11 protein-coding genes are annotated in these 13,953 nt (G+C 67.5%); 1 reads left to right on the top strand and 10 read right to left on the bottom strand.

All coding sequences use genetic code 11. The features are described 5' to 3' along the window. Positions 1-133: 133 nt before the first annotated feature. The gene (locus KPL74_18010; GenBank protein QWT19630.1) at positions 134-925 is read left to right on the top strand and encodes a helix-turn-helix transcriptional regulator; all 792 of its coding nucleotides are present in this window, start codon (positions 134-136) and stop codon (positions 923-925) included. On the opposite strand, the gene KPL74_18005 is transcribed toward KPL74_18010, so the two are convergent. From KPL74_18005 to KPL74_17960, 10 genes are all read right to left on the bottom strand, one after another. After that, positions 926-1,258, bottom strand: coding sequence for a hypothetical protein (locus KPL74_18005; protein QWT19629.1), 333 nt, complete (start codon positions 1,256-1,258; stop codon positions 926-928). It abuts the gene before it with no gap. Positions 1,259-1,377: 119 nt separating this feature from the next. Beyond that, the gene (locus KPL74_18000) at positions 1,378-2,073 is read right to left on the bottom strand and encodes a response regulator (protein QWT19628.1); all 696 of its coding nucleotides are present in this window, start codon (positions 2,071-2,073) and stop codon (positions 1,378-1,380) included. After that, positions 2,070-4,733: a sensor histidine kinase KdpD gene (locus tag KPL74_17995; protein QWT19627.1), complete on the bottom strand. Its 2,664-nt coding sequence runs from the start codon at positions 4,731-4,733 to the stop codon at positions 2,070-2,072. The genes KPL74_18000 and KPL74_17995 overlap by 4 nt, the downstream gene beginning before the upstream one ends. A 36-nt stretch (positions 4,734-4,769) precedes the next feature. Continuing rightward, the gene (kdpC, locus tag KPL74_17990; GenBank protein QWT19626.1) at positions 4,770-5,345 is read right to left on the bottom strand and encodes a potassium-transporting ATPase subunit KdpC; all 576 of its coding nucleotides are present in this window, start codon (positions 5,343-5,345) and stop codon (positions 4,770-4,772) included. A 12-nt stretch (positions 5,346-5,357) separates the two neighbouring features. Next, positions 5,358-6,776, bottom strand: coding sequence for a porin (locus tag KPL74_17985; GenBank protein ID QWT19625.1), 1,419 nt, complete (start codon positions 6,774-6,776; stop codon positions 5,358-5,360). A 75-nt stretch (positions 6,777-6,851) separates the two neighbouring features. Continuing rightward, positions 6,852-7,067 carry a hypothetical protein gene (locus tag KPL74_17980; GenBank protein QWT19624.1) on the bottom strand — a complete coding sequence of 72 codons (216 nt, stop codon included), beginning with the start codon at positions 7,065-7,067 and terminating at the stop codon, positions 6,852-6,854. 17 nt (positions 7,068-7,084) lie between these two features. Continuing rightward, positions 7,085-9,160: a potassium-transporting ATPase subunit KdpB gene (kdpB, locus tag KPL74_17975; protein ID QWT19623.1), complete on the bottom strand. Its 2,076-nt coding sequence runs from the start codon at positions 9,158-9,160 to the stop codon at positions 7,085-7,087. A 3-nt stretch (positions 9,161-9,163) separates the two neighbouring features. Continuing rightward, positions 9,164-10,885: a potassium-transporting ATPase subunit KdpA gene (gene kdpA, locus KPL74_17970; protein ID QWT19622.1), complete on the bottom strand. Its 1,722-nt coding sequence runs from the start codon at positions 10,883-10,885 to the stop codon at positions 9,164-9,166. Further along, positions 10,882-10,974: a K(+)-transporting ATPase subunit F gene (kdpF, locus tag KPL74_17965; protein ID QWT19621.1), complete on the bottom strand. Its 93-nt coding sequence runs from the start codon at positions 10,972-10,974 to the stop codon at positions 10,882-10,884. Before kdpF ends, kdpA begins: the two co-directional genes overlap by 4 nt. A 568-nt stretch (positions 10,975-11,542) precedes the next feature. Next, positions 11,543-13,951: a prolyl oligopeptidase family serine peptidase gene (locus tag KPL74_17960; protein ID QWT19620.1), complete on the bottom strand. Its 2,409-nt coding sequence runs from the start codon at positions 13,949-13,951 to the stop codon at positions 11,543-11,545. Positions 13,952-13,953 lie beyond the last annotated feature (2 nt).

Raw genomic sequence — 13,953 nt, 5'->3', positions numbered from 1 at the left:
GCGTCCGGGTTCGCTGCGCGGGCTGTCGGCGGATGCCGCGCTGGGAACAGTTACTTGGGGCTGCAAATGTTATACATGTCCCCTATCGGCCTGATATCGTTATCTGGCCAATTAATGTCGAGATCAGGCCAAAATGGATAAATCCGACTTCCACGAGATGTTCGACCGGGCCGACGGTCCGCCCCTGCTCGCCTATGCCGCGGAGCGCGACAGCACGTTGCTGGAGATCGACTGGCACCAGCATGTGCGCGGCCAGTTTTTCTATGTCGAGCAGGGACTTATCGTAACCCGGACGGATCGCGGCACCTACCTGCTGCCACCGCACCGCGCCGGATGGATGCCACCGGGCCTGATGCACACGGTGAGCATTTCGGGGCCGAGCCGGGCCTGGGGCGTGTTCGTTTCGCCCGAGGCGTCCAGGGGACTGCCGGAGCACGCCTGCGTCGTGGGCGTCGACGACGTGTTCCGCGCGGTGGTGAAGCGCGCGGCGAGCTGGGAGCAGGATGCGCCGATGACGCCCGAGCGCGAACGCCTGCTCGCCGTGCTGCTGGATGAAATCCGCCATGCACCGGTCGAAGCCATGCACCTGCCGATGCCTACCGACCGGCGCCTGCGCCGGGTGGCCATGGCGATGATCGAGCACCCCGAAGACACCCGCAGCATCGACGAGTGGGCGAACTGGGCTGGGCTCTCCGTGCGCACGCTGACCCGGCTGTTCCGCGAGGAGACCCAGTGCAGCGTGGCCCAGTGGCGACAGACGGCGCGGCTGACCCGCGCGCTGGAGCGGCTGGCGGAAGGCGAACCGGTGGCGACCATCGCCGACTCGCTGGGCTACGCCACGCCGAGCGCCTTCGTCGCGATGTTCCGCAAGGCCTTCGGCGACACGCCGGGGCGTTACCTCTCCCGGCAGGCCGCCGCCGCGTAGTCACATCGCGGGCTTGCACATCCACAAGCCCTCGAAGGTGTACGGCTCGCCGCTGTCGCGCGCGACCACGTCCAGTGCGATACGGCCGTAACGCCAGTCGCCGTGGGTGCCTTGCTCGCCGACGTCATGGCAACCCGCCGCGTGTTCGTAGGTCCCCGTCGCCGCGTCCGTCATCTGCGCTTCTTCCTGGCGGCATAGCGCCATCGCCTCGTCGTGCGAGGGAAAGGCATGGTTGCCAAAGGTGTAGCGCTCGGCGCTGCACGTGGTGCCGGCAAATGCGGCGGGCACGCCGGCAAGGAGAAGGAAGGGGACGCCGAGGATGGACACGCGCATGGGCAACTCCGCTGTGTGGGGAGCGCCGAGCCTGCGTTTGGGTCGCCGGGAATGGAATCAGAAAAGTCTGAGAAATGCGGGCGATGGGGAAAGCCGTGATGGGTGCCCGGATTTCAGCGTCAGGCGAGGAAGCGGTAGCCCACGCCGGGTTCGGTTTTCAGCCAGCGAGGGGCGCTGGCGTCGTCGCCGAGTTTCTGCCGGAGCTTGCCCATGACGATGCGCAGGTAATGCGTATCCATCACGTGGGTCGGGCCCCAGGTATCGCGCAGGATCTGTTGCTGGGTGACGACGCGCCCGGCGTGGCGGACCAACATCGCCAGCACGGCGAATTCCTTGCGGGTTAGCGCGAGCAGCGCACCGTCCAGCGACACTTCACGCCGGGCAAGGTCGACGACGAGCGAGCCGTCGTCGAAGCGCACGGGTGCGTCGGCGTTGCCGGCCTTCGCACCCTGGCGCAGCAGCACGCGCAGCCGCGCCATCAACTCCTGGATGCCGAACGGCTTGGTCACGTAGTCGTTGGCGCCGCTGTCTAGCGCCTTCACCTTTTCGCTTTCCGCATCCCGCACCGACAGCATCAGCACCGGCACCTGGCTCCACGTGCGCAGTTCGCGCAGCACCTCGTGGCCTTCGCGATCGGGCAGGCCGATGTCGAGCACCACCACGTCGGGCGACTGCGTGGCGGCCAGCCCCAGGCCTTCGTCGCCGGTCGCGGCGAGCAACACGTGGTAGCCCTCGGCGCGCAGGCCGATGTCGAGGAAGCGGCGGATCTGCGCTTCGTCGTCGATGACCAGGACACGGGGTGCGGTGGACGTCATGCGTTCTCGTCGGGCGGTGGCGGCAACGGCAGCGAGACCCGTATGGTCGTGCCCTGGCCGGGGTGGGGCAAGGCTTCCACGCTGCCGCCATGGGCGCCGATCATGCCACGGCAGATGGCCAGGCCGAGCCCGGTGCCTTGCTTGCCGCGGTCGCCGCGCGACACCGAGTAGAACATGTCGAAGATCCGCGCGCGCTCATCCTCGGGAATGCCGGGGCCGGCATCGGCGATGTCGACCAGCAGCCGGCCCGCTTCGGTTCGCACGATCACCCGCACCGGTTCGCCCGGCGGCGAGAAGCTGGCCGCGTTCTCGAGGATATTGAACAGCGCCTGCTCGATCAGCGCGGGGTGCACGTGCAGCAGCACGGTGTCGGACGGCAGGTGCACGTCGACGCGGACATCCGGATAGAGCTTGCGCAGCCGCGCCACGGCGGCAGCGACGATCTCCCCGGCATCGACCCAGTCGCGGGTGAGCTGCAAGGTGCCGTGGCCGAGCCGGGTCATGTCCAGCAGGTTCTGGATGTAGCGATCCAGCCGCTGGCCTTCGCCCAGGATCGCCTGCAACAGTTCCTGGCGCTCGCTGGCCGGTAGTTGCGCGTCGTAGCTGAGCAGGGTGCCGGCCGAACCGATCATCGAGGCCAGCGGCGAACGCAGGTCGTGCGAGACCGACGAGAGCAGGGCACTGCGCAGGCGTTCGGTCTCCCCCTGCACGCGGGCGCTCTCCAGTTCCGCGGCCAGGCGGGCACGTTCCAGTGCCTGCGCGATGTCTTCGGCCATCGCCAGGGCGAGGCCGCGGCGGTCTGCGTCCGGCTCCGTGGCATGCAAGGGGAAGCGCAAGGCCGCGACGCCCGCCGCACGCCCATCGCCACCCAGCGGCAGCATCCAGCACGACGCACCATTCAACGTGTCGGTAAAGCGGCCCGCCGGCTCGGCATGGCGTTCGCACCAGTCGGCCGCCGCACGGTCCTGGGTCGAGAGGGCGAACGCGTCCGGCTGCGACGCGGCCACCTGCAACTGGCCGGCGGCATCGCGGGCGAGCACGGCCACCTCGGCACCCAGCGCGCGGCCCAGCGCCGTCGCACCGGCGACGCGGATGCCGTCGGCGTCGGCACTCGCGGCGAGTTGCTGGCCCAGCGCGAGCAGCGCCCGCGTGCGGACCTGGCCGGCGCGCAGCGTTTGCACCTGGCCGGCGAGGCGGGTGGCGAGCCGGCTACAGACCAGCGCGGCAACCAGGAACAGCGTCACCGCCAGCACATCGTCGGCGTTGGCGATGGCCAGCGTGTAACGGGGCGGCGCGAAGAAGAAGTTGTAGCCGAGGAAGCAGAGCAGCGCCGTGTAGACCGCGACGGCCATCCGCGTCCGTACCGCCACCACCAACACCGCGGTGAGGAAGATCAGCGAGAGGTTGGCCACCGACAACACGCGGTCGCCGAAGAAGGACAACAGCATCGCTACCGCCGTCGCTGCGGTGGCGAACGCATATTCGCGACGCGTGCCCGGGCCGCCGTTGGGCGCATGCAAGCGGCGGCGTGCGCGTGCACGCTCGCTGGGCGTGGCGACGATGGTCAGCTCGAGATGCGCGCCCTGGCGAAGCAATTGCTGGGTCAGCGAGAAACCCAGCCGGCGCGCGATCGGACGCTCACGGGTACGTCCGACGACGATCTGGCCCACGCCTTCGCGGTCCGCCCACGCGAGCAGTTCATCGGCGATGGCGTGGCCACGCAGGATCACCGGCTCGCCACCCAGTCGCCGGGCCAGGCGCATGGCCGCGTCGACACGCTCGCGACGTTCGCCGTCGACGCCACCGGTGTCGACGAAGAGCACGCTCCATGGCCCACCGCGACGCTCGGCGATGCGCCGGGTGACGCGGACCAGGTAATCGCTCTGGGCGTGGCCGTCGATCGCCGCCATGGTTCGTCGGCGCACCGGCATGGCGTCGCCGCGGGCCAGCATGTGCTCGCGCAGGTCGCTGTCGACATGGTGGGCGACCGTCTCCACCGCCAGTTCGCGCAGTGCGGCAAGGTTGGTCGGCGAGAAGAAGGCATCCAGGGCCACCGCCGCGGTTTCCGGGACATAGACCTTGCCCTGCTTCAGGCGCGCGATCAGCTCGCGCGGCGGAAGGTCGACCAGGACGATGTCGCGGGCGCGATCGAGGAACGCGTCCGGCACGGTTTCGCGTACCGCCACCCGGGTGATCCTCCGGACCTGGTCGTTGAGGCTCTCCAGGTGCTGCACGTTGAGCGCGGTATAGACCTCGATGCCGGCGTCGAGCAGGTCGGCGATATCCTGCCAGCGCCGCGCATGCCGACCGCCGGGGAGGTTGGTGTGCGGCAGTTCGTCGACGATCAGCACCGCCGGCTTGCGGGCCAGCGCGGCGTCGAGGTCGAACTCGTGGAACTCGCGACCGGCATAGCCCACCTGGCGCGTCGGCAGCACCTCCATGCCTTCGAGCAGGGCCGCCGTGTCGCTGCGTCCGTGCGTCTCGACGAAGCCCACCACCACGTCCACGCCCTGCCGGCGCAGGTCACGCGCGGCGGAGAGCATGGCGTAGGTCTTGCCCACGCCGGGCGCTGCGCCGAGGAAGATCTTCAGCCGCTGGCCACCGTCGTCCTGCACGGTGTTCAACAGGGCATCAGCGCGGGCGTCGCGGGCGTCGGTCATGGCGCGAACGATACAGCGTGGGATGGGCCCATGGCCTTACCGGGATGCCGCATCGAGCGCCATGTTCAGGGCCAGCACGTTCACCCGTGGCTCGCCGAGCAGGCCGAACTGCCGTCCCTGGGTATGCTCGGCGACCAGCGCGACGACGGTGGCGGGCACCATCCCGCGCGCCCGTGCCACGCGGGCCACCTGGTAAGCCGCCGCGGCCGGGCTGATCTCCGGGTCCAGCCCGCTCGCCGAGGCCGTGACCAGCTCCACCGGTACCGGCGCATTGTTGCCCGGGTCCACGGCACGGAGGGCAGCGATCCGCTGGCGTGCCGCATCGGCCAGTGCGGGATTCGACGGCCCCAGGTTGGAACCGCCGGAGGCCACGCCGTCGTACGGTACCGGCGTGGTCGCGGACGGCCGGCCCCAGAAGTAACGCGGCGCGGTGAACGACTGGCCGATCAACGCGGACCCCACCACGTGGCCGTCGCGCAGCACCAGGCTGCCGGTGGCCTGGCGGGGGAACACCAGTGCGGCGAGGCCGCCGACCACGGCCGGATAGGCCACGCCGGTGATCGCGGTCATCAACAGGAGCGACACGAGCGCGTTGCGTAACAGGGTAGCCATGGCCGTGATTCCTCAGTAATGCCAGATCGCGTCGACCAGCGCGGTGAGCTGGTAACCCTTGTTGCCGTGGTCGTAAGCGTCGACGTCGTACGAGCGCTCGTAGCGGACCTCGGGGCGGATCTCCAGGTCGGGACTGACCCAGTGCGTCACGCCGAGCGTGTGCGTGGTGTAGCGCGTGGCATAGCCGGTGCGCTGGCCTTTCTGGTCGTTGTACCACTCGTTGCGGAACGACAGCATGTTGCCTGGGTTGAGCTCGACGTTGATGTAGTTGACGACGCCATACTCGGCGGCCTTGCCGGCCAGCGGCGACGAGCCCACCACGCCGGGATCGCCGCCGGGGCCGAAGCCCGCGATGTTGCGGCCGTACATCCAGTAACCCTCGGTGAGGATATGCACGCTCTCGCTGAAGCGGTGGCCCCAGGTCGCGACGTACATCTGCACGTTGTTGTAGTTGTAGTCCGAGGTGTTCCAGTTGTTCACGCACGGATAGATCATGTCGTTGTTATCGGCAGACACCCAGCGGACGCACGCCTGCAGCGTCGGCCGCGCACCGTGGTTCCACACCGCGGTGTCGTTGCTTCCGTTGATGCCGAGCTGCACCGTCCACTGCGCGTTGAGCCGGGTCGTGGTCATCACGCCCATCTGCGTATACGGATCGGCCGTGTACAGCACCGAGTGGGTCACCAGGTAATTGTTCGGCGAGAACTGCGCTTCGATGTCGGGCAGGGACAGGTAACGACCGATCCGCACCACCATGCCTTCGGCCACCCAGGGGATGTAGATATCCCCGTAGAACAGCATCGGATCGTAACCGTAGGTCTTGCCGTTCAGTGGCTGGCTCGCCCGCGGGTTGTTCAGCAACTGGTTGCTGAAGACGCCCTTCATCGTCGTGTAGTGATAGTCGTAGCCGTACAGGTTGTCGAGGTGGAAACCCCAGTCGAGGTGGTCGGTCTGCACGGTGTCGGGGATGCGCTCGATGCGCAGCAGCGCCTGGTTGAACTCCAGCCGGTTCGGACGCGTGGCATACGAGAGCGGATAGTTCGTGTTCGCCGAGCTACTCACGTTGATCGACGGATTGATCCAGCCATAGACCTCGATGCGGTTGTCCTTCATCCACTTGCCGAACGCATTGCAGGCCAGTGCCTTTTCCAGCGGGTATTGCGAATTCAGGTTGGGTACGCCGATCGGATACGCCACGCCGCCAAGCTGCCACTCCGCCGAGGGGAACGGCGGCGACGGGAACGGCGAGGGCATGGCACGGCGTGCCGGCGCCGGTGCGTTGGGATCGGCAGGCTGGGCGTCTTCGCGGTAGGCCGCGACGAGGCGCGAGGCGAAACCCTGGGAACAGTCATCGCTGCCGGATGCCATCGCACAGGAGACAGGGGCGATGGCGAGCAGCGCGGCGAGCAGAGCATAACGACTAGTGTGCATGGAGAACCGTTCCTCTCGGAACGCCTTGTGTGGTGATGGTGCGTGGTGATGCCGACGTACGTGTGCGTGGCCCGCTCAGATGCCGGCGTAACCGCCGAGCACGTAGTCGTCTAGGTCGGTGGTGGTGGCACTGCGCGAGGCCTGTGCACGGGCGCGCAAGGGTGAGACCGGACGACCGCTGCCTGGCGGCTCGTTCGTGGGGATCACGCTGGCGACGGGCGCGACGACGCGGACTTCCATGTCGATGTCGTTCGGGTCTTCGATGAGCAGGGTGAGCTTGACACTGTGCATGGGGCGACCTCGGTGAGTCAGGCCAGTCCGAGCAGGACCAGCAACATGTCGATGAGCTTGATGCCGATGAAGGGGACGACCACGCCGCCGAGACCGTAGACCAGCAGGTTGCGGCGCAGGAGCGCCGCGGCGCCCAGCGCGCGATACGCCACGCCCTTCAGCGCGAGCGGGATGAGGAAAATGATCACCAGCGCGTTGAAGATCACCGCCGAAAGGATTGCGCTTTGCGGCGTGGCCAGGCGCATGACGTTCAGCGCGTTCAATGCGGGGTAGGTGGTGGCGAACGCGGCAGGGATGATCGCGAAATACTTCGCGATGTCGTTGCTGATCGAGAACGTGGTCAACGCCCCGCGGGTGATCAGCATCTGCTTGCCGATCGCCACCACCTCGATCAGTTTGGTCGGGTTCGAATCGAGGTCGACCATGTTGCCGGCCTCCTTCGCCGCCTGCGTGCCGCTGTTCATCGCCACCGCGACATCGGCCTGGGCCAACGCCGGTGCGTCGTTGGTGCCGTCGCCGCACATCGCCACCAGGCGGTTCTCGGCCTGCATGTCGCGGATGTACTTGAGCTTGGCTTCCGGCGTGGCCTCGGCGAGGAAGTCGTCGACACCGGCCTCGGCAGCGATGGCGGCCGCCGTGAGCGGGTTATCGCCGGTGATCATCACGGTGCGGATACCCATCCGGCGCATCTCGGCGAAACGTTCCTTGATCCCGTCCTTGACGATGTCCTTGAGCTCGACGACGCCGAGGGTCAGCGCGCCATCGACGACGATCAGCGGGGTGGCACCACGGCGGGCGACGTCCTCGGCCATGCGCCTGACCAGCGGCGGCATGTGGCTGTCCTGGCTGTCGAGGTAACGTTCCACGGCGTCCATCGCGCCTTTGCGGATATGCCGGGTGCCGACGTCGACACCGCTCATGCGGGTCTGCGCGGTGAAGGGAACGAACTCGGCGCGAGCTTCGTCGCGGCGCCGCGGGGGCGCAATGCCATACGTCGATTCGGCGAGGACGACGATGCTGCGGCCTTCCGGCGTTTCGTCAGCCCGCGAGGCGAGGTCGGCAGCTTCGGCCAGCTCGCGCTCCTCGATGCCCGGCGCCGGATGAAAGGCGACGGCCTGGCGGTTGCCGAGCGTGATCGTCCCGGTCTTGTCGAGCAGCAGCACGTCGACGTCGCCGGCGGCTTCCACCGCACGCCCGGACGTGGCGATGACATTCGCCCGGATCATCCGGTCCATGCCGGCGATACCGATGGCCGAGAGCAGCGCGCCGATGGTGGTGGGGATCAGGCAGACCAGCAGGGCGACCAGCACGGTGAGCGTGATCGGATTGCCGCTGCCGGCCGCCTCGACGCTGTATATCGAATACGGCAGCAGGGTAGCGCAGGCGAGCAGGAAGATCAGGGTGAACTTCGCCAGCAGGATGGTCAGCGCGATCTCGTTGGGCGTCTTGCGGCGCGACGCGCCTTCGACCATCGCGATCATCCGGTCGAGGAAGCTCTCGCCGGGGTTGCTGGTGATACGCACCACCAGCCAGTCGGAGAGCACGCGGGTACCGCCGGTCACGGCGCTGCGATCACCGCCTGCTTCCCGGATCACCGGCGCGGACTCACCGGTGATCGCACTCTCGTCGACACTGGCGGCGCCTTCGACGATCTCGCCGTCGCCGGGAACGATATCGCCTGCTTCCACCAGCACGTGATGGCCAGTGCGCAGCTCGCTGGACGGGGTGAACACGACCTGCGCGTCGCGCGCCGCCGCCACCAGTTTCTTTGCTGCGACGTCGCGGCGCGAGCCGCGCAGGGCCTCGGCCTGCGCCTTGCCACGGCCTTCGGCCAGCGCTTCGGCGAAGTTCGCGAACAACAGGGTGAACCACAGCCACAGGCCGATCTGGAAGATGAAGCCGGCGGGTGCTTCGCCGCGCCCGGCCAGGGCCTGGATCCACAGCACGGTGGTCAGCACGCTGCAGACGTAGACGACGAACATCACCGGGTTACGGAACTGCAGGCGCGGATCGAGTTTGGTGAACGCGTCGCGCAGGGCGCGTGCCACCAGCGCGCGGTCGAAGCTGCGCGGGGTAGGGGCGTGGGTAGTCATGGATCAGTGGCCCGTGGCGGACGTAAGGTGTTCGACGATCGGCCCGAGGGCCAGCGCCGGCAGGAAGGTGAGTGCGCCCACCACGATGACGATGCAGGCCAGCAGGGTGACGAACAGCGGCGTATGCGTCGGCAGGGTGCCGGGCGAGGGCGGTACGTGGCGCTTCGCGGCCAGCGAGCCGGCCATGGCCAGCATCGCGATCGCGAGCGGGAAGCGGGCGAGGAACATGCAGATGGCGAGCAGCACGTTCCAGAACGGCGTGTTCGCGGAAAGCCCGGCGAACGCGCTGCCGTTGTTGTTCGCCGCCGAGGTCACCGCGTAAAGCATCTCGCTGAAGCCATGCGCACCGGGGTTGGCGACGCCTGCCCTGCCCCCTGGCGCCATCACCGCGACGGCGGTGCCGACGACAACCAGCGCGCAGGGAATGAGCACGGCGAGGCTGGCCATCTTCATTTCATGCGCCTCGATCTTCTTGCCCAGGTACTCCGGCGTGCGGCCGACCATGAGACCTGCGATGAACACCGCGACCACGGCGAAGGCGAGCATGCCGTACAGCCCCGAGCCCACGCCGCCGAAGATCACCTCGCCCAGCTGCATCAGCCACATCGGCACCAGGCCACCGAGTGGCGTCAGCGAGTCGTGCATCGCATTCACGGCGCCGCACGACGCCGCCGTGGTAATCGCGGCGAACAGCCCGGACGCGGCGATGCCGAAGCGGGTTTCCTTGCCTTCCATGTTGCCGCCAGCCTGCTGCGCCGAAGCCTGTGCATCGATCGCCAGGCCATGCAGGGCGGGATTACCGGCCTGCTCGGCGGCGACCAGGCCAAGGGTCAGCGGCACGAAAATGAGCAGCATGGTCGCAAGGATCGCCCAGCCCTGTCGGCGGTCGCCGACCATGCTGCCAAAGGTGTAGCAAAGCGCCGCCGGGATAAGCAGGATCGCCAGCATCTCGATGAAGTTCGAGAACGGCGTGGGGTTTTCAAACGGATGCGCGGAGTTGGCATTAAAGAAGCCGCCGCCGTTCGTACCCAGCATCTTGATCGCCTCCTGCGAGGCCACCGGACCCATCGGCAGCGTCTGCGACGCGTGCTGCAAGGTGGTCACATCGACATACGACGCCGCGTTCTGCACCACGCCCTGCGACACGAGCAACAGGGCGATGACGATCGAGAACGGCAACAACACGTAAAGCGTCGCCCGGGTCAGGTCGACCCAGAAGTTACCGATCGCGCCAGCACCACGCCGGGCAAAACCCCGCACCACAGCCACCAGCACCGCGATACCCGTCGCCGCGGAAAGGAAGTTCTGCACCGCAAGGCCAAGCGCCTGGGTCAGGTAACTCATCGACGACTCACCGGCATAACCCTGCCAGTTCGTGTTCGTGGCAAAGCTCACCGCGGTATTCATCGCCGAATCCGGCGAAATCGCCGCGAGGTGCTGCGGATTCAACGGCAACCACTGCTGCGTCCGCTGCAACAGGTAGACCACGGCCAGGCCCGCGACGTTGAAGACCAGCATGGCGACGGCATACCGCCTCCACCCCATGTCCTCATCCGCACGCACACCCGCCAGCCGATAAAGCAACCGCTCCACCGGCCCGCCCACACGATGCACCCGATTCGGCACATCCGCGAACACCAACGCCATGTACCCACCCACCGGCTTCACCAGCGCCAGCAACACGACAAGGAACACACCCACCTGCAGGAAATCGTTCGTGGTCATTCAAACCACTCCGGCTTCAGCAAGGCGACGCAAAGGTAGCCACACAACGCCACCGCCAACACAGCCGCGATCCCATAAGTCATCGACATAACGCCCCCTCACCGACGACCAAGGCGATCGCAGATCATGAGGAAACCCATCGACATCGCCGTAAGCACGACGACCAGCAGGACGTACACAAATTCCACGGCACGCAATCCGTCAGGAGAAACAGTGCGTATTCTTCGCGGCGGTGGATAATCAGCGGGTAAGGGGCAACAAGCCCGGCGTAACGTTTGCGTAAATTTTTTACGGCCGTGTCGCCACGTCACCAATCGCGCGCAGGCGCGCTCCTACACAAGGCTTGCGGGGGGCTGCAAGAGCCGCCCTCGGCGCCTACCCTCGAGGCGAGTTCGTGGCGGCGAGGGTGGCGGGCGGGAAAAGCCCGCAGGGGGCCGGCCACGATGGCCGGCCGTTCTTGTTGAGGCACGATGCCGAATCAAGAACCTCCGCCCGGCACCCGGTGCGCGGCCGTAGGCCAGATAAGGAAACGGGCTGCGGAGCAGCCCCTCCTTCTCGCACGCCAGAACGCTGTCTGAGCAGCGAGGGTAGGCGCCGAGGGCGGTTCCCGCGACCCCGCCCGAGCGCCGCGGAGCGCCCGGCATGGCGGCGTAGGGGTTACTGGTGGAGGTTATCGCGGAAGAGTTCGTCGATGCGCCGATACTCGTCGTGCCACGAATCCGGATGAACGAAACCGTGCCGCTCCATCGGATACAGCGACATCCAGAAATTCTTCTTGTGCAGCTCGATGAAACGCTGGTACAGCCGGATCGAATCGCTCGCCAGCACGTTATCGTCGATCAGGCCATGCTCGATCAGCAACGGATCCTGCAGCTTGTCCGCATACATGATCGGCGAGCTGGCCGCATACGCCTCCGGATCCAGCTGCGGATCGTTGAGGATGTTGGCGGTGTAGTCATGGTTGTACGACGTCCAGTCCGTCACCGGACGCAGCGCCGCACCCGCCGCGAACTCACCCGGCGCACGCAGCAACGCCATCAGCGTCATGAAACCACCGTAGCTGCCGCCGTAGATACCCACGCGCTTCGGATCCACGGCCTGGTTCTTCACCAGCCACGCCTTGCCATCCAGCAGGTCGTCCAGCTCGGGGTGGCCCATGTTGCGGTAGATCGCCGTGCGCCAGTCGCGGCCGTAGCCCTTCGATGCGCGGTAATCCATGTCCAGCACCACGTAGCCACGCTGCACCAGCAGGTTATGGAACATCTGCTCGCGGAAATACGACGGGTACGACAGGTGCACGTTCTGCAGGTAGCCTGCGCCATGGACGAAGATCACCGCGGGCCGGCCAGCCGCCTGCGTGGCATCGGCGGGACCGTAGAACTTCGCGTAGATCGTGCCCGCGCCATGCGCCGACGGCACCTCGACGATCTTCGGCGCGATCCATGCGTGCTGGGCGAAGCCAGGCTTCACCGTGTTGGTCAGCTCACGCGGCGTGCCGCCGTCGGTCGACACCGTGGCGAGCTGCGACGGGACATAGGGCGCGGAGTGCAGCACCGCCAGCGAGCGGCCATCGGGCGACAGGGCGAAGTCGTCCATGCCTTCGTAATGGGTCACCCGCGAGAGTGCACCACCGCCAGCGGGCAGCTTGTAGACGTCGTAGCTATACGGCGCGACCTGGTTGGTACGCACGTAGAAAGTCTTGCCGTCCGCGCTGAGCACCGGGTGGTCGACTTCGAAGCGGCCCGAGGTCAGCGCGGAGGCCTTGCCGCCGATCGTGCGCGTATAGAGGTGCGAGTAGCCGCTTTCTTCACTCAGGTACCACAGCGTGCGGCCATCGGGCAGCCAGCCGAAATCGTTGTTGTCCCAGTTGATCCACGCCTTGTCGCTCAGCCGATGCTGCGAGGCGAGTGCGTGGCTGGCGAAGTCGACGGTCGCGATCCAGCGATCCTTGTTGTCCACCGCGCGCAACTGCAGGGCGACGGCGTGGCCATCGTTGCTCCAGGCGATGCCGGGGCTGTATTCGGCGTTGACGATCACGGGCCGGGTCTTGGGTGCGGCCAGCGCGTCCGCACGGTCGCCCTTGCCGTCCTTGCGCAGGGCGGCGATGGTCTTCGCGCGGATGTCGGCCAGCGGGTCGTCGTGGATGCCGGGCAGCGTGTCCGTGTCGAGGTCGAACATCGCATGGCTGCGCAGGTCGAGCAGTTTCAGCGCCTGCGGCGCGGGATCGTTGCGGCCGACATACGGGCGGGTAGCCTCGGCTTCGGCGTAACCGGAGTCGGTCACGTAGTGGGTCAGGTCGGCGACCTTGCCGTCATCGGCGTCCTTCGCCTTGGTCACCACGACCATCCAGCGGCCGTCCGGCGACAGCGAGGTATCGACGATGGCGACGTCCTTGCCAAGGTAGAACGGCTGCGGTGCGCGGCCCGGGTCCGCGGCGGCCAGCGCATCCGCGTCCGCCTTCAACGCCTTCTCGTCGGCCTTCAGGCCACGCAGCGTGGAGAACAGGGCCTGCTGCTGGTCGGTCAGGTCGGTGGACTTTTCCTTCTTCGGATCGTCCTTGGCCTGGACCACGGCGGCCGGGTACGCCGGGCCGCCCGAGGTGGCGTAGGCGAACCAGTCGTCACCGGCACGCCAGGTCAGCAGGCGGCCATCGGCCGACAGGCGTGGCGCGGATTCGGCACGCGGGCTGCGCGTCACCTGCACGGTGGTACCTGCGGCGAGGTCGCGCAGGAAGATATCGCCGTGGCGGACAAACGCGGCATGGCGATGGTCGCGGTCGAACACCAGCTTCGTGCCGTCCGCCGTGGCGGCGGCGGCCGGGTCGAGCTTCACCGCCGCGCCACCGGTGGCGGGCACGCGGTACAGGTCGCGCACCGGGCTGCCATCGCGCTTCAGCGAGTAATAGACCTGGCTGCCGTCCACGCTCCAGTACGGGTCTTCCACCGCCTGGCCGATCCAGTCGGGGTCGGCCATGATGGTTTCCATGTCCAGCGGCGGCGGCGCGGCGAGCGCGAGCGCCGGCGCGGCGGCCAGGGCGGTGAGGAGGGCGGCGGCGAGTACACGCATCG

Origin of the sequence: Bacillus sp. NP157, from assembly GCA_018889975.1 — a bacterium.
Classification (GTDB): Bacteria; Pseudomonadota; Gammaproteobacteria; order Xanthomonadales; family Rhodanobacteraceae; genus Luteibacter.
Note: the sequence above shows the minus strand (reverse complement) of the source record. Positions and strands in the feature narration are given on the sequence as shown.